The following is a 19,528-nucleotide window of genomic DNA, read 5'->3' on the forward strand; positions in this document are numbered from 1 at the left end:
GGTCAGCCCTCCGACGCCTTGCGCGCGGCGGCCTGGGCAACCGTCTCGCCGGGCCGCAGGTCGTACAGCTCGCGGGCGTTCGTGGTGGTGATGAACGGCGGGATGTCGGCGCTCGGGCCTTCGTCGTCCAGGAATGCCGGCTCCAGCGCGCCATCGACTTCCACCAGGTCGTCGCCGCTCGCGGCGGCGTCCTGCTCGGACAGCGCGTCCTCCACGAACGCGCCCACGCGCTCGGCTTCGTCGGGGTCGAACTCGACCTGGAAGCCGGGCGTCAGCGCGTCGGCCATCTTCTCGCGCACGGCCTCGCGGCCGGCGGCGTCGTCGTCAACCGGCGGCAGGACGGCCAGCGGCTCGTCGTGGGCGGCGGTGTTGGTGGTGGTTTGCTCGTTCATGGTCGATCTCCTTCGCTGTGGTCATTCGGATGCCGGGCCGTTGCGGCCCTTGCTGTAGTCGGGCCGACCCTTGAGGTCGGGGTAGGTCTGCTTGCATGTGGGGAAGTTGCTGCAACCCCACCAGAATTGCCCCTTCTTCTTGCTCGGCCGGCGCGACAAGCCGCTGCCGCAGGCCATGCACTTGTGAAGGGATGACACCGGCGCGGCTTCCTTGCCGCCGGCGATGGTCACGGCTCCGCTGTTGGCCTTCGCCACCTGGTCGCGGATGAACGTCTCTTGCTTCGTGATGAAGGCGTCCAGGGCGGCCGTGCCCTGCTCGACGCCTTTCAGCATCCGCTCGTAGAGCGCGGTCAGCACCGGGCTTTTCACAACCTCGGGCAGCGCGTCGATGACGCTGCGGCCGAGGGTCGTGCTGATGATCTGCTTGCCTTTGACGGCCAGGAACTCGCGCCGCTTCAACTCGGAAATGATCGACGCACGGGTGGCCGACGTGCCGATGCCGTCGCCCTCGCGCAGCATCTTCTTGTGCTCGGCATCGCTGACGAACTTGTGGATGTTCTCCATCGCGCGGATCAGCGTGCCCTCGGTAAAGCGCGCTGGCGGCTTCGTCTTGGCGTCCTTGCGGGTGGCGTCCGTGCAGGTCACGGCGTCGCCCTGGGCCATCGACGGCAGGGCCTGCGTGCCGCTGTCGTCGTCCTCGTCCTTCTCGCCTTCCTCGTCGGCCTGGCTGTACACGTCACGCCAGCCGTTGCGCGTGACTACCTTGCCGCTCGCGGCGAAGTTCTCGCCCGCGATCTCGACGCCCACGGTGGTCTGCATGTACTCGTGCAGCGGGTAGAACTGCGCCAGGTAGGCGCGCACGATCAGGTCGTAGATGTTGCGCTCGCGCTCGCTGAGGGCGGCCTTGCTGCCCTTCTGCATGGTCGGCACGATGCCGTGGTGCGCGGTGATCTTCGAGTCGTCCCACGTCTTGGACTTGATACGCGGATCGGCACCATCGACCAGGCCGGCCAGTTCGGGGTTGACGTGCTTGATCGCCTCCAGCACGCGCGGCGCGTCGGCGTGCTGCGACTCCGGCAGGTAGGCGCAGTCGGTGCGCGGGTACGAGGTCAGCTTGTGCGTCTCGTAGAGCGCCTGGCAGGTGTTCAGCACGTCCTCGGCGCTGTAGCCGAACTTGGCCGAGGCCAGTGCCGTAATGTCGGACAGGGCGAAGGCCAGCGGCTGGTTCTGCTTCTTGGCCTCCTGTTTGTACGCGGCGATGGTGCCCGGCTGGCCCTTGACGGCGGCCACCAGGGCGTCGGCGACGGCGGTATCGACAAGGCGGCCTTCGCTGTCCAGACCGGCTTGATCCTCCTTCGCCTTCCATGCGGCGGCGAAGCTGCCGCCGGCGTGCTGCACCACCGCCCGGATGGTGTGGTACGGCACGGCCTTGAATGCCTCGATCTCGCGGTCGCGGGCGACCACGAGGGCCAGCGTCGGCGTCTGCACGCGGCCCACGGTCAGCAGGGCGCGCGAGCCGCCGCGCTGCGCGCGCAGCGTGTACGCGCGGCTGAGGTTCATGCCGATCAGCCAGTCGGCGCGCTGCCGCCCGCGTGCAGCGTCGGCCCAGCCTGCATAGGTGGTGTTCTCCTTCAACGCGGCCAGGCCGCGCTTGACGGAAACGGAGTCCTGCGCGCTCACCCAAAAGCGGCGCACCGGCTTGCTGTTGCGGAAGTGCTCCAGCACTTCGTCAACCAGCAACTGGCCTTCGCGGTCGGGGTCGCCGGCGTTGACGATCTCCTTGGCCTCCTTGAGCAGCTTGCCGATCACGGCGAGCTGCTTCTTCGCGTCGTCCTTGGGCTTGAGAATCCAGCTCTCGGGGATGATGGGCAGCTCATCGACGCGCCAGACCTTCTTGCCGGACTGGCCGCGCGGCACGTCATCGGGCGTGTACTCGTCGGGGTCGGCCTGTTCGAGCATGTGCCCGAAGCACCAGGTCACTTTGTCGGTGCCGCACTCGATGAAGCCGTCGCCCTTGCCGGTCGCGCCCAGCTCGCCGGCGATGGCCTTGGCGACGGACGGCTTTTCTGCGATGAAAAGGCGCATGGTGTGTCTCCCTACCAGGTGATGACCGGACGGATCACGGTCTTGATTTGCGAACGATTGATCGGGCCGAAGTAGCGGCCGTCGAAGGATGTGGCGCTCACGTCCGACATAAGCAGCACCTCGGAATTGCCGAGCGTGTAGCTGTTGGACTGATAGCGCGGCAGCGGCCGACCGGCCTTGTCGGCCTTGATCGGCGCGCTGAGGGGCAGCAGCTCGCCGTTGACGCGCACGCCGTCATCGGCGACGGCGACGGCATCGTCTTTAGCGGCTAAAACGCGCTTCATCATGTAGCCGTAGCCGCCCTGGCAGAAGCCGGCCCCGATGTAGCCCCTCTCCTTGGCGTCATCGAACACGCCGAGCTGCGGCGGGCAGAAGAGGACGTAGGCCCCCTTCTCCACCGGCGCGCTGCTCGTCCAGTACAGGCCGACCGGAATGCTCTTGGTGGTGTTCACGCGGGCACCGGCGGCATAGCCGCCGGCGGCCAGCAGCAGGGCGGCCACGCCCGCGATGACGACGCCTGCCGCGATGCGTTTCAGGATGCGGCTCATATCGTGATGCCCTCCCCTTCCGTCTCGGCCTGTGCGACGGCGCGCAGGCGGTCGCTGACCTTGGGCGCAGGGATCGCGGCGCGTGCCGAGAACACTGGGTCTTTGAAGTACAGGGGTTGCTTGCCGTAGATCGCCGGGTAGCCCGCGACGTAGATCACCATGTCGCCGGCTTCTTCGATCTCGCCCTGGGCGTTCTTCTTTGGCCCCGGCATGCGCAGGCATTCGTCGGGCGTCAGCAAGGGCCGCTGCACTTCCTGGTAAGTGCGCGACACCTGGCCCAGCATCGCCGCCGTGCGGCGGCCGCTGGTCGTGATCTGCTCCTTCACCACGGTGGTCTGCCCGGTGAGGCGGGACAGGTGTTCGGCCGTCTCGACGCGGTTGGGCGGGTAGGCGTTCTGCACGTGGCAGTTCGACGTGATGCTTTCGTCGTGGCCGTAGCCCGTCTCGCGGCTCTTGAGCTGGTTAATGTCCTGGCAGATGAGGTAGCACTTGATGCCGTAGCCGGCCACGAAGGCCAGCGACTCTTGCATGATCTCCAGCTTCCCGAGGCTCGGGAACTCGTCCAGCATCATCAAGAGCCGGTGCTTGTAGTGCGCCACCGGCCGGCCGCCCTCGAAGTCCATCTTGTCGGCCAGCAGGCGCACGATCATGTTCACCATGACGCGCACCAGCGGCCGCAGGCGGGCCTTATCGTTGGGCTGGGTGACAATGTAGAGGCTTACCGGGTCGTCCTCGTGCATCAACTGCTTGATGCGGAAGTCCGACCGGCTGACGTTGCGGGCCACCACGGGGTCGCGGTACAGGGCCAGGTACGACTTGGCCGTGGACAGCACCGATCCGGCTTCTTCCTCGGGCCGATCCATCATGTCGCGGGCCGCCGAGCCGATGGCGTGATGGTTCTGGCCGTCTACGTGCCCGTAGGTCGCCATTTCCATCCAAAGCTCGCCAATGTCCCGGTTCGGGTCGGCCAGCATCGCATCGACGGACGGCAGCGTGGCGGTGCCGCCATCGTCCTTGGCCTTGTACAGCGCGTGCAGGATCACGCCGACCAGGAGCGCGAAGGCGGTCTTCTGCCAGTGCGAGTCCAGGCCCTTGCCGTCCGGGTCAACGATCAGCGTGGCAAGGTTCTGCACGTCACCCACCTCGTATTCGGTGCCGAGGCGGATTTCGTCCAGCGGATTCCAGCAGACGCCGCCCGAGGTGCTGGCCGGCTCGAAGCGCAGCACCTTGTTCTTGGCGTGCTTCTGCCGCCAGCCGGCGGTCAAGGCCCACAACTCGCCCTTCAAGTCGGTGATGACGCTGCTCGCGCCCCACGACAGCAGCGTGGGCACCACCAGGCCGACGCCCTTGCCCGAGCGCGTGGGCGCGTAGGTCAGCACGTGCTCGGGGCCGCTGTGCCGCAGGTAGAAGAAATTGCCGTCCTTGTCCTGCCAGCCGCCCACGTACACGCCGGTAGCCGTGGGTGCGGCCTTGCCGGTGACGATCTCCAGGACGTTGCGCTCGCGTGGCAGCAGGCCGGCCGCCTGAATGTCCTTCTTCTCGGCCCAGCGGGCCGAGCCGTGCAGGTACTCGTTCGCCTTCGAGCTGTTGGACGTGACGACCTTCGCCACGGCCACGCCCAGCAGGCCCACGGTCGAAACCAGCATCCCCATGCTGCCGGCCTTCATGATCTCGTCCGGGTACTGGCTGTACCACTTGTACGTCCAGTGCAGGATCGACCAGGGCGCGTACACGTGGCCCACGTTGGGGCCGAGGGTCGCGTGATAGGCGAACGTGTGGGCGAAGAACTGCGTCGCGGCCTGGAGGCCGCCGACCATCGAGGCCGCGCCCAGCACCGGCAGCAGCTTGCTCGGCTTCGGTTTGGCGGTTCGGACTTGCGGCCCTACCGCGTTGTTCATCTTGATCTTCATCTACTCCTTCCTTTCGACGTTTTGATGGAGCCTTTCGCGGTGATCGAGACGGCATCGCCGACCGCGATGCGCGTCAAGCGCCGGGCCGTGGCCTGGTCGATGGGCATAACCATGACCTCATCACCTCGTTTCAAGAGGGCCAGCGCCTGGCCCTCGATAGTCCTGGTGCCCTGGAACGTGAGCGCACCATCACCGGCAGTATATCGGGAATGCTTCGGTATATCGAAACCTTTTAGGCGCTTTGCCTCGCGTTCGGCGATGTACTTGTCGGCGGCGGCGACGCCCGGCGGCGTCTGGCCTACTCCTGTTCCTGGCCGAGAAATTCCCCGTCGCAGTGCGTGATCTGGTTGGGTTCCTTGCTGCTCCACGTGACGAGGAACATCACGCGGCAATAGCACTTCACTTCCGCCGGCGATGCGAACCACACCGAGTTCGGACAGTGCTCGCAAACGGTGCTGGCTTTGGGGCGGCGGTTTTCTTCCAAGGCGTCCAACGTCGGGCTTCCGGTGGACGGTGGCGGCGTGAAGGCCGGCGTCGGCGCGGTCGCCTCGGCCGGCGGCTGGCCGGCCGTCGCCTGCTCGGGCGACGGCTGCGGCTCCGGTAGCGTGCTGGTCGGCAGCGGGCCGCTGTCCAGGGCCGCCAGCGCCGCGTCCAGTTCGTCCTCGATGCTCTGGTCTTTCGGTTCGCTCATGGGTGTTCTCCTTGTTCAAAAGCGCCTGCCGCCGGCTCTCAAGAGCCGGATCGGTGAAGGTGATGGGTAGCTGGGAATCGACGGCGGCGCGGATCATCTGCGCCTTGAACTCCACCGTGCCGTTGACGGTGATGCGGTTGCCGTAGCGTTGCATCGCCAGGCGCAGGGCTTCTTGCAGCCCTTCGCGCGTGGCCTCGCGGGAGACTTGCAGGCGGTCACCGTCATCGCGCACGGCGCTCATGCCGGCGCGGAAGATGATCGTCCCCTTCTTCGTGATGTTGTCCACCGCCGGCGCGTGGCCGGGCTTCGCCTGGCCCTCGCCCCGGATGGTGTTGCCCTTGAGGCCCTGGGCCGCCTCGCGGGCGCGCAGGGCGGCCAGGGCGTCGGCGCCGCCGTGCTGCGCCTCCTTCTTGAGCCAGTCGGCCCACGTGCGCCGGCTGTGCTCGGCGTAGAGGGCCGTGCGCTCCTGCTGGAACTGCTTGTTGATCGCCTGGAGTTCGCTGCGCAGGGCCTTGCTCGCCTGGGCGTACAGCAGCTTCTTGTTCGCGCGGCCCTCGCCGACCACCTTAATCGTGGCGCGGCGCAGGCGGTTCGACCTCTTGGCCGCCTCGATCAGCCGATCCTTGCGATGCCGGGCGCGCTCCAGGGCCTGGGCGCGCGCCGTGGTCAAGCTCTGCTGCTCGGCCTTGTACTTCGCGTACAGCTCCACGGTGTTGACGCGAAGGCGGATGGGGTCTTTGCGGTACTGCCGCTTCGCGGTGGTTTGCGCCTGCCGTTCGGGCGAAGCCTCGAACGGGCCAAGCCGCGCCTCCAGGCTCGGCTTGGAAAGGTCGCGGGCTACTGTGCTCGCCTTCACCATCGTTCCGTCGCCGGCCTCGAACACGAGGCCATTGGCGCGGACGCGCAGCTCCATTCCGTTGTCCCGCATGACCTGGTGCAGTTCCTGCCAGGACTGCGCGCCCTTGATCTCGTCCAGGCACTCGCGCTTGATCCAGCCGACCAGGCTTTCAACGCCGGCATGCCGCTCCATGTCGGCGGCCCGGCCCTCCGCGCCGCGCTTGCGCGGCTCGTGGTTGTCGCGCTCCAGGCCGTAGTCGCGCTCCAGGGCCGTGCAGAGTTCCGCCAGCGCCCGGTGCGGGTAGTACGGCTCGTGCATCGTGTGCCGCGTCGGGTGAATCTTGTTGATGGCGATGTGGATGTGCAGGTTGTCGGTGTCGTTGTGGACGGCACTGATTCGCTGATGCTCGCCATAACCCAGCCCGACGCAGATGCGTTCCTCAATCGCGCGCAAGGTGTCGGCGCTGGGCTGCTCGCCGGCCCGGAAGCTGACGATCAGGTGGTAGGTCTTGTCGCCCTTCGCGCGGGTGTTCGTGTGCTGGGTCGCCAGCACCTCCGTGATGGCGTCCTGGATGGAACCGGCTTCGCAGTTCGTCGCCTGCACGTGGCCCAGCCGGTGGTCTTTGCTTTGGGCGTCGGTGATGTAGTTCGCCAGGCCCGCGAAGTCGCTCTTGCCAAGCGAGCGCATCGGCACGTGCTTGGCGATCATGGCCGCCCCTCCGGCTTTTTAGCCGCTAAAGAAGTCAAGGCTCGGCCCTCGGCTGAACCACGGCCTTCATGATCCGGCTCATTTCGTCCTGGGTGGCCTCGATCCGGCCCAGCAGGGCCAGGATGGTCGCCTCGCCGAACTGGAGCGTTCGCACGTCATCGGTCAGCCAGAGCTTGAGCAGGCCGCCAAGGCGGCCAAGGTCGCCGTTGACGCGCACCAGCTCGCGCACGTGCTGGTAGTCCATGACGCCCTTGATCTGGTAGCCCTGGCCCACGTCGCGCAGATAGCGCGCCACGCTGACGCCCGCCCTCTTGGCGTTCGCCTCGATCTCGTCTTTCTCTTCGGGGAACACCGGCACCCGCAGGTGCTGCCGCCGCCGGCGGCCGTGTTCCTTTTCGTCGTTCTCCATGCCTCGCCTCGTCTCTCATGCCGGCGGTAGCCGGCTGCCTCGCAGAGCAGGATGACCCGTTGAGCGCCCCCGGCGCGAATAAGGGACAGTGAAGATAGATAACCGGCTCGCCGGTTAGCTAACTTCACACATCCTGCCCGCCTTACGGCGTTAATAACACCAAGGAAAGTCTACACCAGCCATTACGATTTATCCGCAACTATCGCGCTATCAGGCCGCAAAAGCAGCAACGGATATAGCGAAAACCGCCACAATGGCCCATAATGCCGCTATCGAAGCGTGCCAATGCACGCCGATAGCGGACTTTTTGCGTTTCCGTAGCGCCGCTTAGTAGCGTTACATTTGCGATGAGAGGATTAGATGGACGAACACGATGCCAAAGACCTACCCCGAAGAGCTGGCTGAATGGGTGAAGGGACGGGAAGCCAAGAAGCCGCGCCAGGACAAGCACGTGGTCGCGTTCCTGGCCGTCAAGAGCGACGTTCAAGCGGCGCTCGATGCGGGCTATGCGATGAAAACGATCTGGGAGCACATGAAGGAAACCGGCCGGCTGCGCTGTCGGTACGAAACCTTCACCCAGCACGTGAAGCGGTACATCAAGGCCGCGCCGGTAGCTTCCCCGCCGCCTCCCGCCACTCCCCCGGACAGCCAGCCCAAGGGCGCGAAGCCCGAGCCGAAGGCCGCCCCGCCGGCCTCGGAATCCAAGAGTGAGCCGCCCAAGATCGGCGGCTTCACGTTTGATGCGACTCCAAAGAAAGAGGATTTACTGTAATGGCGAAAATTCACATGGTTCTGCAAGGCAAGGGCGGCGTCGGCAAGTCGATGATCGCGGCCACCATCGCGCAGTACAAAGCCGGCAAGGGACAGAAGCCGCTTTGCATCGACACCGATCCGGTGAACGCGACGTTCGAGGGCTACAAAGCCCTCAACGTGCGCCGGCTCAACATCATGGACGGCGACGAGATCAACACCCGGAATTTCGACGCCCTGGTCGAGATGATCGCGTCGGCCGAGGGCGACGTCATCATCGACAACGGGGCCAGCTCGTTCGTGCCGCTGTCGCACTACCTCATCAGCAACCAGGTGCCGGCGCTGCTCCAGGACATGGGCCACGAACTCGTGGTGCATACGGTCGTCACCGGCGGCCAGGCCCTGGTGGACACGGTGAGCGGCTTCGCCCAGCTCGCCAGCCAGTTCCCGGCCGAATGCCTGTTCGTGGTCTGGCTGAACCCGTATTGGGGGCCAATCGAGCACGAGGGCAAGGGGTTCGAGCAGTTGAAGGCGTACACGACCAACAAGGGCCGTGTGTCCGCCATCATCCAGATTCCGGCGCTGAAAGAGGAAACCTACGGCCGCGACTTCGCCGAAATGCTCCAGGATCGGCGCACCTTCGATGAGGCCCTGGCCGATTCGGCGCTCACGATCATGACGCGGCAGCGGCTCAAGATCGTGAAAACCCAGCTCTTCGCCCAGCTCGAAAACGCGGCGGTGCTCTGATGGCGGCCGACGACAAGATCGAGGAGCTGATACGGGAGATCGCGGCCAAGCACGGCATCGCCGTGGGCCGCGACGATCCGATCTTGATCCTCCAGACCATCAACATGAAGCTGATGCAGGACAGCGCATCGGCCCAGCAGGAAATCTTGGACGCCTTCAAGTCGGAACTGGAGTCCATCGCCCACCGATGGGGTGATGACGCCAAGGGAAAGGCGGAAAGGACGCTCAACGCGGCGTTGGCGGCCAGCAAGGACGCCATGACGCGGGGAATGCAGGAGGGCGCGAAGGCGGCCGCCGAGGCCGTGCGGCGTGAGGTTGAGGCGGTGACGGCGCAGCTCGTCGCGCCGATCCGCGAGGCGCGGCGCGTCGCCATGATGAACATGGTCGCGGCCGGCATGGCGGTCGTGGCCGCCGGCCTGGCCCTGTGGGCCTCGCTGTAGATGGCGATGCGGGATCTCATCGTCAGAACTGGCGATGGTCGACCGCGCCGGCGGCATCGCCAGGTTCGGCGATGCTGGCCAGCTCCCGGCATCGTCGCTTGTGACGATGCTGCAGGATGATTCCACCAGGCCCTCGGCGGGCCTCCCTCGCCAGAAATGGCGATGCTCGAGAAAAAAGCCCGGCGACCGCCGGGCTTCGTTTTTATGCGGGCCTGGCTGACAGGCCCAAGGACTGCGATCTCCCTGGCCGCTCCTGGGCCTGGGATTGCTTGCGCTCCTGCTCCTGCTTGCGCATCAGCAGCTCATGCCGGCGGGCGGCCTCGCGCATGGCATCCCAATCGGAAGCCAGCTCGGGGTTCTCGGCGCGCATCTTGCGCGTCGCCAGCTCTTCGATCTTCGGCGAGTGCAGGCCCATGCCTTCCTTGATCTCGCGGACGGCCTCCAGGCGCGCGTGAAGCGTCTGCAAGCGGGCCTGCTGCTGCGCCTGCTGGTTCTGCCAGGCTCGCTTAGAGCCGGGCAAGGAAAGCCGGCCAGGCGCGGACGCCTGGGTCTGCTGCAAACGGGCCTGCTGCCGGTCGATCAGGTTTTCTAGCCTGTCCTCGATGTGCTCCACCTGGTCGTGCTTGGCCTGCACGTAGAGCGCCAGGGTTTCGGGGTAGGACTGCTCGACCGGGGCCGCCTCTAGGGTGGCCTGCTGCTCGATCTCGGCCGCCTGGGCGGCCTCCAGCAAGTCGGCTCCGGTGTCCTCGCGCGAAGCGCCGAAGGCGGCACCGCCGAGGGTGGCCGGCGCGCTGACGCGGGCCGGCTTGGTGGCGCGGCTCTCGGTGCCGCTGCCGGGGATGGTGAGTCGTTTCAAGGGCGTGCCTCCTTTTTAGCCGCTAAAGCTACATGGAGCGCCCCCGCGTCAGTTTCGGGGCCTCTGCGGCGACTGCCGCCTTGCCCTGGGCGTTGTAGCTGATGCTCTTTGCGCTCCCAATTTCAGGTACTTTATCGAAATCTGACCGAGCGTGCATGACAAAGTTCTTGCCGATCTGCTGGTACACGTTGGTGGCGTCGGCATGAACGATCACGCCGGCGTGGGTCTGCTTCTTGTCGGCCGCTTGGGCCGTGTACAGGTTGTAGATGCCGGGCTTCAACGCGCCCGCCTTGTCTACTTTCTGATTCGTCCAAGCGCCGTCCTTTTCGGCCTGAACGATGCGTTGACCGTTCATGACCAAGAGGCGTTCTTTCATCGGGCACTCCTATGGTTGCCGTAGTTCTCAAAAGGGTGATGGTGGCCCCATGCAAGCCGCGCTCCAACAAAAAAGCCGACCTCGGCAAAGCGAGGCCGGCTCTTCCCAGCGGCCGGGTTGTGCGTTTTGTCAGGGTTCCAGGGTAATTTTAAGGAAAACCAACCGATTTATCAGGTCTTTTTGCGTCCGCCGCTGGTCGGATCGGCCGCCCGGCCTTGCGCCATGACGGTTTCCAGGGCCTCCAGCCGGCCGCGAAGCCCGGCCGCTTCCTCGCGGGCCTGGGCAGCGTCGCGCTTCGCCTGGTCGCGCTCGCCCTGGGCGGCGGTCAGCCGCTCGGCCTGGCGGTGTGCCTCGGCCGCCATCGCCTTGCGCTGCTCCTGGTGGGCCTGCTCGGCCGCCTCGGCCTTGGCCTGCACCTTCACCAGCTCCGCGCGCACCTGGTCGCGCTCGGCGGCGGCCGCCTCGGTGGCCTTCCGCTGCTCGGCCTGAGCGGCGCGCGCCTGGTCGGTCGCCTGGTTCGCCCGCTCCAGGTCGGCACGCAGCTCGCCGGCGCGGCGCTCGATCTCGGCGGTACGGCTGTTCGCGGCCGCGAGGTCGGCCCGCAGGGCCTCCACCTGGTCGGCGCTGGCCGTGGCCCTCTCCTGGGCCTTGTCGCGCTCTGCGCGCGCCTGGCGGGCTTCCTGATGGGCGTGATCCAGCTCCGTGCGCAGCTCGCCGGCCCTGGCCTCGGCCGTGGCCGCGCGCTCGCTGGTCGCCGCGAGCTTGCCGCGCAGCTCGTCGGCCTCGCCCTTGGCGGCCGCCTCGACGGCCTCCAGGGCCGCGATGCGGGCCTTGGCCTCGTCCAGCTCGCCGGTGAGCTGGTCGGCCAGCTCTGCGGCTTCCTGGCGCGCTGCTTCCGTCTCCTGGCGCACGGCCTCCAGCGCCTCGCGCTCGGCGGCCAGGCGGTTGTTCGCCATTTCCAGCGCCACGGCCCACAAGTCGCCGCCCAGCTCGGCCAGCTTGTCAGTGATCGCCTGCGGTGCCGGCTCGCGGATCGGGGCGGCCTGGCTGGCCTTGCGTGCGCGCCACTCGTTCATCGCCTCGCTGATGGTGGTGAAGCTGCCGCTGCCGAGCTGCTTGCGCACGTTCGCCAGCGTGGGGTTCTGGCCGGCCGCGTCCAGTTCGTCGGCCACCGCAAATATCTGCTCCTTCGAGATCGCCATGTCGGGCCTCCTTTGGCCGGTTGTATGTTGTAGCGTGAAGCATACTACAACATACAACACTACGCAAGCGGTTTAGCTGAACTTTTTTTAGCGGCTAAAACGCGGGCAAAAAAAGCCCCGCTCGATGGCGGGGCGATGGGTGGGGGTCGGTGGTCGGCGATGCCCGGCGCTGGGCGTGTCAGCCCTCCAGCAGCGCGACAAGCTGCACGGTGCCAAGGTCGGCCTCGAACTCCTGGCCGTCATCCTCGTATTTGAGCCAGGCCCAGCCCTCGGCCGGGGGCCGGCGGTTGAGGATCAGCCGTGCCGGCCGGTCGTCGTGCTTGACCTGGATGATGGCCTTCTTGAGCTTGTCGGGGTCGGCCTCCTTCGGCTCCTTCTTCCCCTTGGCGTCATCATCCTGCGGCCCCTGCTCGCCGTCGCCGGCCTCGGCGTCGGTCTTGCCGGTCAGCGCATCGACGGTGTTGGGATCACGGTCGCCGTCCTCGTGACTGCGCTTGTCCTCCAGGAACTCGCGCAGCAGCTTCACCGAGCCGCGCGTCAGCTCCTGGCTGTCGTCGGCCAGCCAGGCGGCCACCTCGTCGGGGTTCTTCTTGTAGGCCGTCACCAGCTCGTTGATGACAGTCACGTCCTTGCCCCGGCCGCTATTGAACGCCTCGGCAATGGGTTCGGGCAAGTCCAGCAGCGTGACGTGCTGCGTGACGAAGGCCGGCGACTTGCCGATCTCCTTGGCGATCTCGCCCTTCTTCTTGCCCTTCGCCAGCTCGCGGCCGATGAAGTCGGCGATCTCACGCGCCGTCAGCTCGTTGCGTTGCAGGTTCTCGATAACCTGGTCGGCCTCGTTGTAGTCGTTGTCGATGAAGGCCGGGATCGTGGTCTTGTGCGCCCACTTCGAGCCGCGATAGCGCCGCGCGCCGTGGTTGATGAGGTAGCGCCCCGGTGCGTCCGGGTTCTCGCGCACGCTGATGGGCGACTTCACGCCGCGCGCTTTGATCGTCTCGCCGATCTCCGCGATGCTCTCCGGCGAGAAGCCGGGGTTGTCGGCCGTGCGCGGCTGGTGCGGGTCTTCGTCGATCAGGTCAAGCGGCAGCTCCTGCGGGCCTGCGCCGCCGGCGTTGGCCGCCGGCTGCTCGTTCAGCAGGCCGGCCAGGTCGCCCAGCCCGTCCAGGCCCAGCCCGGACGATTGCGGCTTGTCCTGCTCCTTCTTCTTGGCGTTGGTCTTGGCGCTCATTGCGCGATCTCCATCTTCGTGAACACGTAATCCGCCAGCGCACGCACCTCCTGGGTGGCCTTCCGCGCGGCGGTCTTCTTGATCTTCCACACCGGCATCTGCTCGCCCAGCGCCTCGGCGATGCTGTCACGCGCGCCGATGCTGAACGGCAAGATGAGCTGCGGGTATGCCTGCTGCAACGTCGCCAGGTTGTTGACGTGGCGCGGCTTCCGCGCGTCCACCTTGTTCGGCACCATGCCGAGGAAGCGCAGCTTGGGGTTCTGCTTGCGCAGGTTGCTGATGACCGCGACCATCTTCTTCATGCCCTGCAAGCTGTACGCCTCCATTTCGATGGGCGACAGCATGTAGTCGGCCGTCAGCACGGCCGCCGTCATGGCGACGCCAAGGGAGGGGGCCGTGTCGATCAGGCACACGTCGAAGAACTCGCCCAGCGCGGCCACACTGGCCCGCAGCGCGGCGGCCGCCTGGGAAAGCTCCATCTTGTCCAGGTTCGCCAGGTTGGCGTCTGCCGCGATCAGCGCCAGGCCGTCATCCTCCCGGTCAGCGAACCAGGCGCGCAGCTCGTCGCCGCCGGCGGTGAACATGCGACTGGCGGGATAGCCCGAGTCGTGGCCGGCCAGCGTCCAGCTCGCATTGCCCTGGGTGTCCAGGTCGATCACTGCAACCCGAAGGCCGCGCTCCTGGAAGTCGAACGCCAGGTGGCAGGTTGCGAACGTCTTGCCTTGACCGCCTTTCTGAATTGCCGTGACCAGTGTTTTCATGAGTTGGGTTCCTGTTTCCTCTTTCCCTTGGCGTCGGCTTCCCAACGCTTGACGATGAACGCTTGATGCTCCGGCAGTACCGCCGTCACCCGCTCGAAGCCCTGCGGGAGCACTTCCCCCGCCACTGCCCACACGCGGCTGACCGCTTGCGATACCGCCCCCTTGGTCAGCCCCAGCGAGGCCACAAACTCGGCCTGGGGCCTTCCATCGACCAGCACGCCGCGCGCTATGTCGATGGTCTGTTGCCCGATCTCCAGGCCCTTGATCGCCGCCTGGAATTGGGCTTCGGTTAGCCGTTTCTTCATGGAGAACACCCATATAAACTCCACACCCGGTTGTTGAACAAAAGGCGGTGCCAGCCGCCGACCATGTGCAGAAGTTTAGCTAAACTCGCCGCCCGCGTCAAGCGTTTTAGCGGCTAAAAATGGGCGCGTGATCTTCTTTCTTGGCGTTCAACCTGGCCGCGTCAGCGGCACTCATGAAGAACGTCATCAGCGGGCCGACCGTGCGGCTCGAACCGTTGGCAAAGCACACGTCGAACTGACCGCCGGCGGTGTGCGGATCGACGCCTTCCACCAGTCGCCAGGGGTCAAGGCCCCATTCCTCGGATTGCGCGCTGTACCAATAGGCCGGCGCATCGCCGTTCAAGTCGCTGGCCGCGTACTCGCGCACCAGGACGGCCACCCGGCCGGTGTTCGGCTCCACGAATCCCGGCGGGTAGGGTAGGGTCTGTTTTTTCATGTCAAAGCCCCTTCGGCTTGTAGATCGAAACGAAGTAGGTGATCGCGGTCAGCACCGCGAAGTACGCCAGGAACGACCAACCGGCATACACGCCAGGCGTGTTCCAGTGGTAGAGCATCCGCACGAACTGGAAGAAGGTGGCAATCGACAGCACCCACTTGAGGATCGGCCAGACCAGCACGGTCGCCACCCATACGAACTTGACCAGGCCGGCCAGCAGGCCAGCACCGGGGGCCTTGTTGGGGGCAGCAGACGCGGCGGCAGGCTCCACCGGCGCGGGCGCGGCGGGCTGCTCGATCTCCTTGGGGAACTTGATGATGTTGGACATAGCTTGACCCTCCACGCGCTTACGTGTTGAATGCTGGGTGCTCCCACTCGGAAGCATGGTTACGGTGTGCCAGCACCAGGCCAAGCGCCCCGGATCACTCCGGGGCGTTCCTCCACCTGGGGCCGCCCTTGATCTTGCCTCGGCTCACGCAATACTCCTTCTTGGCGTCCTCGATAGGCCCGGCCGTTGCCGACCGGGCCATGTGCTCTTACCAGCCGGCCCGGCGCTTGGCCTGCTCGACGGCTTCCATCGACCAATGGCCCTTGGCCTGCCCCTCCAGGGAGCATCCGGCGAAGTACGCCTTGCCGCGCAGTTCCTCGGCTTTGCACACCAGCTCGGCCGCCTCGGCCATCATGGCCGCGATCTCGTCACGGCGGGCCGGGAAGTCGGTCGCTGCCGCGCCCTCCAGCTCGTCAATCCAGGGCATAATCTTGTTGTCGCTCATCGGACTTTCTCCGGTAGTTGACCTGGGCAATGTGCCCGGCCTTCAAGTGCTATATTAGGGCAAAATGCCCTAGCCTGTCAAGCACTTTAGCTAAACTTTTTTCGCTTTACCGGAATCCGAAGGCTAAACTTTAGCCGCTAAAACCTTTCCCTTGGCGTCAATCCTCTTTCCAGATCACGCCCAGCCCGGCCTGGTCGCACAGGATCGCCCATGCCGCATAGGGAATCGGGGTGTCCTCGCCGATCCAGCGGCGGATCGTGCGGTCGCCCTTCGCGCCCAGCCCCAGCGCCTTCGCGGCCTTGCTGCCGCTGAACCCGGCCAGGCGCAGCACCTCTCGGACTTCCTCGCCGGTCGGTTGCGCCCAGCGTTCGGCCGGCTTCAAGCACTCCAGCCGGATATTGGCGTCGTTCGTCATTCGTTCGTTCTCCTGGTCAAGTGATAAGCCGCAACTGGTCGAAGCCGTAGATCGACTGGATGCAGCTCGGGTCTGAATCGACCACGCGCCGGCCTGCGCGATTGGTCTTGTACGTTACCGGCCTGTCGTCGTGCGCCCACACCTGGCGGGTGTCGGGATGCACCTTCACGATGATGATGCGCTTGCCGATGTAGCGGTCGAAAACCGGGTGATGGACGCTCACGATCTCGCACCGCTGGCCGGGCTTGAACTCCACCAGGTCGGCCGGGCCTCCATCGCCATTCCTGGCGATGCTGCAGGTTGCCGCGCTCGCTCGCGGCATCGTTGTTTCCGGCGATACAGGCCCGCCCTCGCCCGGCTCGGCATCGTCGGCTTTGACGATGCTGCAGGTCATCGTCGTTTCTGGCGATGCGGGATCTCGCTCCGGGCCTGCGCCGGTGATTTTTCCCTTGGCGTCCAACCCGGCGGCCCTGGCCGCCTTGATCCTGGTCGCGGCCTCGGCCGCCCAGCGCCTGGCGATGAAGGCCCGATGCGAGGGCAGCACCACATCGACCAGGACGAACCCCGGCGGCACCAGGACGGTCGCCGGTGCGCGCCGCGCCGGCGGCTCCAAGCCGGCCAGCCAAGCGGGCAGGGGAGCATCGGCCAGGCGGTCGCGGTAGCTGGCCTCGACCATCACCGGGCGCTTCTTCTCGGCTCGCTGCGCAGCCAGGATGCCGCGCGCAACCTCGTCCACCGTCATGCAGCCCTGCGCCGTGTCGAAGTGCGAGCGGTAGCCCGTTTCGGAGATAAACGGCCTGTCCAGGTCGATGACGTGGAACTGGAAGTGGGCACCCAGCGGCCCGCCGTAGCCGGCCTCGTACTCCACCAGGGCGCGCATGTCGCCATCCGCGACCAGGAACTGGCCGCGCTGGCCCCACAAGGGCACGTCGCCAGGCACCGCCGCGCAATGGCGCTCGATGACCTGGCCGGGCGCGTCGTGGTCGGCCATGCTGCCCACGTGCGTTCCGCCGTTCATCTTCCAGATGACGGCCTCGTATCGGTCGCTGGCCGCCTCGGCGGCCGCACCGTCACCGCGCATGATCGCCGCGTCGATCTCCACCACGGCCGCCACGGCGGCGGCCAGCAGCTCGTCGCGGTCGGTGGGCAGCTCGGCCAGCAGCTCGGCCGCCGGCGCGTTCCAGTCCTGGCCCGGCTGGGCCGGCGTCTTGCGTTTCTTCGCCATCGGCCGGCCCCTCAAGTGTCAGCACGCCGCCACGCGATCACGTCGCGGGCTTCGTAGCCGTGGCGCTTGCAGTCGTCGCAGAATCCCGAGCTGAACCCCTTGTGGTTCGTGCCGATCCATGCGGCCGGCTTGCCGCATTCGTGGCCGTAGGTGCCCGGCTCGGCGTTGTGGCACTTGCCGTCCGTCGCGTAGCTGTTCGTCGGTGCCTGGGGAGCGTTGTTCCTGGTCATGGTCGCCTCCTGGAAGCCCCGGCCGAAGCCGGGGCCGCCCCTCATCAGTCAATAGCCCGGTAGATCGCGGCCGCCTCGGCGTGGCTGGCTGCGAAGCCGCGCAGGAAGTGATAGCGGTCGATCAGGGCATCGCCGGCGTCCGTGTCGGCGGCCTCGGCCGCGAGCTGACCCAGCGCGAACAGGGTTGCGACAATGCCGGCGGCGTCGGCCGACAACTCGCCTCGGAAGCCGTTGCCGTCCACCTCGATCTCCAGGCGGTCGGCCAGGTCGGGGGCCATGTAAAAACCGCCGTCCGACAAGGTGTAGTAGTGCCAATACGCGCCGCTGTAGCGTTCGCAGAGCCGGCGAAGCCAGGCATACACCAGGGCCTCGCCGCGCATCATCAGACGCGGGCCGAAGTAGGCGGGCAGGAAGTCGAGGCGCTGGGCCTCGGCGACCAGGGAAGCGGTAACGGGTTGCTCTTGGGTGTTCATCGGACTTTCTCCGGTAGTTGACCTGGGCGAAATGCCCGGCCTTCAAGTGCTATATTAGGGCAAAATGTCCTAATCGTCAAGCACTTTAGCTAAACGTTTTAGCCGCTAAACCTTGCCCTTTCCCTTGGCGTGCATTACAATGTAATTCACGAACCCAACCGGAGAACCAATCATGGCTGCAAACCAGCTCGTACAAACGCGCATCGACGGCGCGATCAAGGAAGAAGCGGCGGCCGTCCTGGCCGCGATGGGCCTTACCGTGTCCGACGCGGTGCGGCTGCTGCTCACGAAGGTGGCCCAGGACAAGGCGCTGCCCTTCGAGCCGCTGATTCCGAACGCCACCACCATCGAGGCGATGAAGGAAGCCCGCAAGGGCAAGCTGCCGCGCTTCGCCACCGTCAACGATCTGATGGCCGATCTGCATGCGGCAGATTGAGCGCACCGGCCAGTTCAAGCGCGACTACAAGCGCGAGGCGAAAGGGCAGCACCGGGCCACGCTCGACGCCGACCTGGTGCCCGTCCTGGTCGCGCTCGCCGACGACCAGCCGCTGGAACCTCGGCACCGCGACCACGCGCTGACCGGGGACTGGAAGGATCACCGGGATTGCCACGTCAAGCCCGACCTGGTGCTGATCTACCAGAAGCCCGACGCCGACACGCTGCGCCTGGTGCGCCTCGGCTCTCACTCCGAACTCGGCTTGTGATCGGCGCGGGCCTGGCCCCGCGTCTCACGTTTCATTGACACTTGAGGGGCGCTTTCCGCGCCACCGGCCGAGCTGGCCGACCCCCTTCCTTGGCGTAAAACCTGCGGCGGTGGAGCTGCTGCGATGCTTGAGGATCGCGCGGCCGGTCGAACCGCGGCGACCTGGTTGGGGAGTGTGAGGGGGCTTTGCCCCCTCGCAAGCTCTCGAACTTACTGCCTTCCGCCAGGCGCTTGCGCCTGGCTCTCCTAAGCCGTAGCGCCGAAGGCGCTCCATTGTGGGGTGAGGCCGCAAGGCGGCCGAGGGGCGTAGCCCCTGGGGGGATGGGAGGCCGCTTGCGGCCGGGTGGGATCGAGAAGGGGGGTTTCCCCCCTTCGGCGGCCGGTCATGCTGCGCGGTAGCTTGGGCCGTGTTGCCGTTTTTTTCGCCAGCCTCTTGTTAAAACTACCTGGTTATATAAAAAGGTTATAAAGACGGTTAAAAACCTGGTTAGCATGACCGAAAAACGCGCGTAAACCGTTGTCACGCCAAGGAAAAGCGCGAAGAGGCCGCCCCTCAAGTGTCAATGGATAAGCCCCCCATGTGTCAATACGCTGCCCCTCAAGTGTCAAGAACCGCGCCCCTCAAGTGTCAGTAGGGCCGCCCCTCAAGTGTCAATACCGGGGCAGGGTTCCTAACAGGGTTATCCACAACTTCGGTGGATAACTCCATGCCGATCAGGCACTTAGGCCGCCTCGGCGGCCGCCTGGACGGCTCGACCAGGCCGAAATCGGCCGCTGCCCCCCAAGTGTCAACATCGCGCCGGCCCCGCTGCCCCTCAAGTGTCAACGTCAGGGCTGCGCCGGCCGGCCTCGGCCGACTTGTCCCGAAACTGTCCACAACGGCCGCGCCGGTGGGGCAGGGCAGGGAAGGCCCCGGAAACGGGCCAGGAAGGCCCGTCAGGGCCGCAAAGCCCAGCGGCGAGGGCCACCGGCCCGGTGAGCGTCGGGAAGGCGCTGGAAGCCCGCCAGGGGCGAGACGGGCGGCTCT

At 66.2% G+C, this 19,528-nt stretch carries 24 protein-coding genes; 5 read left to right on the forward strand and 19 right to left on the reverse strand.

The window, feature by feature from the left end; translation table 11 throughout:
- Window positions 1-2: 2 nt before the first annotated feature.
- The 6 genes from I3K84_RS21350 to traJ are packed head-to-tail and all read right to left on the reverse strand — an operon-like array spanning window position 3 to window position 7,581.
- Window positions 3-392 (reverse strand): protein TraD, encoded by a 390-nt coding sequence (locus tag I3K84_RS21350; protein ID WP_006122510.1) that lies wholly within the window; start codon window positions 390-392, stop codon window positions 3-5.
- Between the two features lie 21 nt (window positions 393-413).
- The gene (locus I3K84_RS21355) at window positions 414-2,477 is read right to left on the reverse strand and encodes a DNA topoisomerase III (protein WP_011114056.1); all 2,064 of its coding nucleotides are present in this window, start codon (window positions 2,475-2,477) and stop codon (window positions 414-416) included.
- 11 nt (window positions 2,478-2,488) lie between these two features.
- A complete protein-coding gene (gene traF, locus I3K84_RS21360) occupies window positions 2,489-3,025 on the reverse strand; it encodes a conjugative transfer signal peptidase TraF (RefSeq protein WP_006122512.1) in 537 nt (178 codons plus the stop codon).
- Window positions 3,022-4,935, reverse strand: a complete 1,914-nt coding sequence (locus tag I3K84_RS21365; RefSeq protein ID WP_000694765.1) for a type IV secretory system conjugative DNA transfer family protein — start codon at window positions 4,933-4,935, stop codon at window positions 3,022-3,024. Before I3K84_RS21365 ends, traF begins: the two co-directional genes overlap by 4 nt.
- A complete protein-coding gene (gene traI / locus I3K84_RS21370; RefSeq protein ID WP_011114057.1) occupies window positions 4,932-7,172 on the reverse strand; it encodes a TraI/MobA(P) family conjugative relaxase in 2,241 nt (746 codons plus the stop codon). Before traI ends, I3K84_RS21365 begins: the two co-directional genes overlap by 4 nt.
- Before the next feature lie 34 nt (window positions 7,173-7,206).
- Complete coding sequence (gene traJ, locus I3K84_RS21375; protein WP_000426567.1) at window positions 7,207-7,581, reverse strand: conjugal transfer transcriptional regulator TraJ; 375 nt, start codon at window positions 7,579-7,581, stop codon at window positions 7,207-7,209.
- Window positions 7,582-7,954: 373 nt separating this feature from the next.
- Between traJ and I3K84_RS21380 the strand changes: the two genes are divergently transcribed.
- From I3K84_RS21380 to I3K84_RS21390, 3 genes are read left to right on the forward strand one after another with little or no spacing between them, the layout of a single operon-like run.
- Window positions 7,955-8,353: a TraK family protein gene (locus tag I3K84_RS21380; protein WP_001127128.1), complete on the forward strand. Its 399-nt coding sequence runs from the start codon at window positions 7,955-7,957 to the stop codon at window positions 8,351-8,353.
- Window positions 8,353-9,078: an ArsA-related P-loop ATPase gene (locus I3K84_RS21385; protein WP_011114058.1), complete on the forward strand. Its 726-nt coding sequence runs from the start codon at window positions 8,353-8,355 to the stop codon at window positions 9,076-9,078. The genes I3K84_RS21380 and I3K84_RS21385 overlap by 1 nt, the downstream gene beginning before the upstream one ends.
- Window positions 9,078-9,518: a conjugal transfer protein TraM gene (locus I3K84_RS21390; protein WP_000718516.1), complete on the forward strand. Its 441-nt coding sequence runs from the start codon at window positions 9,078-9,080 to the stop codon at window positions 9,516-9,518. Before I3K84_RS21385 ends, I3K84_RS21390 begins: the two co-directional genes overlap by 1 nt.
- Before the next feature lie 202 nt (window positions 9,519-9,720).
- Here I3K84_RS21390 and kfrC read toward each other — a convergent pair whose 3' ends face one another.
- The 13 genes from kfrC to I3K84_RS21455 all read right to left on the reverse strand — a co-directional run bounded on the left by kfrC (window position 9,721) and on the right by I3K84_RS21455 (window position 17,798).
- On the reverse strand, window positions 9,721-10,374 hold the full coding sequence (gene kfrC, locus I3K84_RS21395) for an IncP plasmid survival protein KfrC (RefSeq protein ID WP_000826922.1): 654 nt from the start codon (window positions 10,372-10,374) through the stop codon (window positions 9,721-9,723).
- A 28-nt stretch (window positions 10,375-10,402) separates the two neighbouring features.
- Window positions 10,403-10,750 carry an IncP plasmid survival protein KfrB gene (kfrB, locus tag I3K84_RS21400; protein ID WP_000664557.1) on the reverse strand — a complete coding sequence of 116 codons (348 nt, stop codon included), beginning with the start codon at window positions 10,748-10,750 and terminating at the stop codon, window positions 10,403-10,405.
- 170 nt (window positions 10,751-10,920) lie between these two features.
- A complete protein-coding gene (locus I3K84_RS21405; RefSeq protein ID WP_011114059.1) occupies window positions 10,921-11,952 on the reverse strand; it encodes a DNA-binding protein in 1,032 nt (343 codons plus the stop codon).
- A 178-nt stretch (window positions 11,953-12,130) separates the two neighbouring features.
- Window positions 12,131-13,180, reverse strand: coding sequence for a ParB/RepB/Spo0J family partition protein (locus I3K84_RS21410; protein ID WP_011114060.1), 1,050 nt, complete (start codon window positions 13,178-13,180; stop codon window positions 12,131-12,133).
- A complete protein-coding gene (locus tag I3K84_RS21415; protein WP_011114061.1) occupies window positions 13,177-13,941 on the reverse strand; it encodes a ParA family protein in 765 nt (254 codons plus the stop codon). The genes I3K84_RS21410 and I3K84_RS21415 overlap by 4 nt, the downstream gene beginning before the upstream one ends.
- A complete protein-coding gene (locus I3K84_RS21420; RefSeq protein WP_011114062.1) occupies window positions 13,938-14,246 on the reverse strand; it encodes a transcriptional regulator KorA in 309 nt (102 codons plus the stop codon). The genes I3K84_RS21415 and I3K84_RS21420 overlap by 4 nt, the downstream gene beginning before the upstream one ends.
- A gap of 106 nt (window positions 14,247-14,352) precedes the next feature.
- Window positions 14,353-14,682 (reverse strand): DUF2761 domain-containing protein, encoded by a 330-nt coding sequence (locus I3K84_RS21425; RefSeq protein WP_011114064.1) that lies wholly within the window; start codon window positions 14,680-14,682, stop codon window positions 14,353-14,355.
- Between the two features lies 1 nt (window position 14,683).
- Window positions 14,684-15,010 carry a KleE stable inheritance protein gene (gene kleE / locus I3K84_RS21430; protein WP_011114065.1) on the reverse strand — a complete coding sequence of 109 codons (327 nt, stop codon included), beginning with the start codon at window positions 15,008-15,010 and terminating at the stop codon, window positions 14,684-14,686.
- A gap of 208 nt (window positions 15,011-15,218) precedes the next feature.
- Window positions 15,219-15,455, reverse strand: coding sequence for a stable inheritance protein KleA (kleA, locus tag I3K84_RS21435; protein ID WP_011114066.1), 237 nt, complete (start codon window positions 15,453-15,455; stop codon window positions 15,219-15,221).
- Window positions 15,456-15,612: 157 nt separating this feature from the next.
- Window positions 15,613-15,870 (reverse strand): transcriptional repressor KorC, encoded by a 258-nt coding sequence (gene korC / locus I3K84_RS21440; protein ID WP_011114067.1) that lies wholly within the window; start codon window positions 15,868-15,870, stop codon window positions 15,613-15,615.
- A gap of 16 nt (window positions 15,871-15,886) precedes the next feature.
- Window positions 15,887-17,095 (reverse strand): hypothetical protein, encoded by a 1,209-nt coding sequence (locus I3K84_RS21445; protein ID WP_011114068.1) that lies wholly within the window; start codon window positions 17,093-17,095, stop codon window positions 15,887-15,889.
- Between the two features lie 11 nt (window positions 17,096-17,106).
- Window positions 17,107-17,325: a hypothetical protein gene (locus I3K84_RS21450; RefSeq protein WP_012478187.1), complete on the reverse strand. Its 219-nt coding sequence runs from the start codon at window positions 17,323-17,325 to the stop codon at window positions 17,107-17,109.
- A 44-nt stretch (window positions 17,326-17,369) separates the two neighbouring features.
- Window positions 17,370-17,798, reverse strand: a complete 429-nt coding sequence (locus I3K84_RS21455; RefSeq protein ID WP_011114069.1) for an antirestriction protein — start codon at window positions 17,796-17,798, stop codon at window positions 17,370-17,372.
- 172 nt (window positions 17,799-17,970) lie between these two features.
- On the opposite strand from I3K84_RS21455, the gene I3K84_RS21460 reads away from it, so the two are divergent.
- Both I3K84_RS21460 and I3K84_RS21465 read left to right on the forward strand, forming a co-directional pair.
- Entirely contained in the window at window positions 17,971-18,234 is a 264-nt protein-coding gene (locus I3K84_RS21460; RefSeq protein WP_011114070.1) for a type II toxin-antitoxin system RelB/DinJ family antitoxin, read from the forward strand.
- Window positions 18,221-18,502: a type II toxin-antitoxin system YafQ family toxin gene (locus I3K84_RS21465; RefSeq protein WP_011114071.1), complete on the forward strand. Its 282-nt coding sequence runs from the start codon at window positions 18,221-18,223 to the stop codon at window positions 18,500-18,502. The genes I3K84_RS21460 and I3K84_RS21465 overlap by 14 nt, the downstream gene beginning before the upstream one ends.
- Window positions 18,503-19,528 lie beyond the last annotated feature (1,026 nt).

It is taken from the genome of Diaphorobacter sp. JS3051, assembly GCF_015832135.1.
GTDB classification, from domain to species: Bacteria; Pseudomonadota; Gammaproteobacteria; order Burkholderiales; family Burkholderiaceae_C; genus Diaphorobacter; species Diaphorobacter nitroreducens.

Excerpts from the sequence above, each read along its gene's own strand:
- I3K84_RS21350 (WP_006122510.1), bottom strand. The coding sequence starts at position 392 with ATGAACGAGCAAACCACCACCAACACCGCCGCCCACGACGAGCCGCTG.
- I3K84_RS21355 (WP_011114056.1), bottom strand. The coding sequence starts at position 2,477 with ATGCGCCTTTTCATCGCAGAAAAGCCGTCCGTCGCCAAGGCCATCGCC.
- traF (WP_006122512.1), bottom strand. The coding sequence starts at position 3,025 with ATGAGCCGCATCCTGAAACGCATCGCGGCAGGCGTCGTCATCGCGGGC.
- I3K84_RS21365 (WP_000694765.1), bottom strand. The coding sequence starts at position 4,935 with ATGAAGATCAAGATGAACAACGCGGTAGGGCCGCAAGTCCGAACCGCC.
- traI (WP_011114057.1), bottom strand. The coding sequence starts at position 7,172 with ATGATCGCCAAGCACGTGCCGATGCGCTCGCTTGGCAAGAGCGACTTC.
- traJ (WP_000426567.1), bottom strand. The coding sequence starts at position 7,581 with ATGGAGAACGACGAAAAGGAACACGGCCGCCGGCGGCGGCAGCACCTG.
- I3K84_RS21380 (WP_001127128.1), top strand. The coding sequence starts at position 7,955 with ATGCCAAAGACCTACCCCGAAGAGCTGGCTGAATGGGTGAAGGGACGG.
- I3K84_RS21385 (WP_011114058.1), top strand. The coding sequence starts at position 8,353 with ATGGCGAAAATTCACATGGTTCTGCAAGGCAAGGGCGGCGTCGGCAAG.
- I3K84_RS21390 (WP_000718516.1), top strand. The coding sequence starts at position 9,078 with ATGGCGGCCGACGACAAGATCGAGGAGCTGATACGGGAGATCGCGGCC.
- kfrB (WP_000664557.1), bottom strand. The coding sequence starts at position 10,750 with ATGAAAGAACGCCTCTTGGTCATGAACGGTCAACGCATCGTTCAGGCC.
- I3K84_RS21405 (WP_011114059.1), bottom strand. The coding sequence starts at position 11,952 with ATGGCGATCTCGAAGGAGCAGATATTTGCGGTGGCCGACGAACTGGAC.
- I3K84_RS21410 (WP_011114060.1), bottom strand. The coding sequence starts at position 13,180 with ATGAGCGCCAAGACCAACGCCAAGAAGAAGGAGCAGGACAAGCCGCAA.
- I3K84_RS21415 (WP_011114061.1), bottom strand. The coding sequence starts at position 13,941 with ATGAAAACACTGGTCACGGCAATTCAGAAAGGCGGTCAAGGCAAGACG.
- I3K84_RS21420 (WP_011114062.1), bottom strand. The coding sequence starts at position 14,246 with ATGAAGAAACGGCTAACCGAAGCCCAATTCCAGGCGGCGATCAAGGGC.
- I3K84_RS21425 (WP_011114064.1), bottom strand. The coding sequence starts at position 14,682 with ATGAAAAAACAGACCCTACCCTACCCGCCGGGATTCGTGGAGCCGAAC.
- kleE (WP_011114065.1), bottom strand. The coding sequence starts at position 15,010 with ATGTCCAACATCATCAAGTTCCCCAAGGAGATCGAGCAGCCCGCCGCG.
- kleA (WP_011114066.1), bottom strand. The coding sequence starts at position 15,455 with ATGAGCGACAACAAGATTATGCCCTGGATTGACGAGCTGGAGGGCGCG.
- korC (WP_011114067.1), bottom strand. The coding sequence starts at position 15,870 with ATGACGAACGACGCCAATATCCGGCTGGAGTGCTTGAAGCCGGCCGAA.
- I3K84_RS21445 (WP_011114068.1), bottom strand. The coding sequence starts at position 17,095 with ATGGCGAAGAAACGCAAGACGCCGGCCCAGCCGGGCCAGGACTGGAAC.
- I3K84_RS21450 (WP_012478187.1), bottom strand. The coding sequence starts at position 17,325 with ATGACCAGGAACAACGCTCCCCAGGCACCGACGAACAGCTACGCGACG.
- I3K84_RS21455 (WP_011114069.1), bottom strand. The coding sequence starts at position 17,798 with ATGAACACCCAAGAGCAACCCGTTACCGCTTCCCTGGTCGCCGAGGCC.
- I3K84_RS21460 (WP_011114070.1), top strand. The coding sequence starts at position 17,971 with ATGGCTGCAAACCAGCTCGTACAAACGCGCATCGACGGCGCGATCAAG.
- I3K84_RS21465 (WP_011114071.1), top strand. The coding sequence starts at position 18,221 with ATGCGGCAGATTGAGCGCACCGGCCAGTTCAAGCGCGACTACAAGCGC.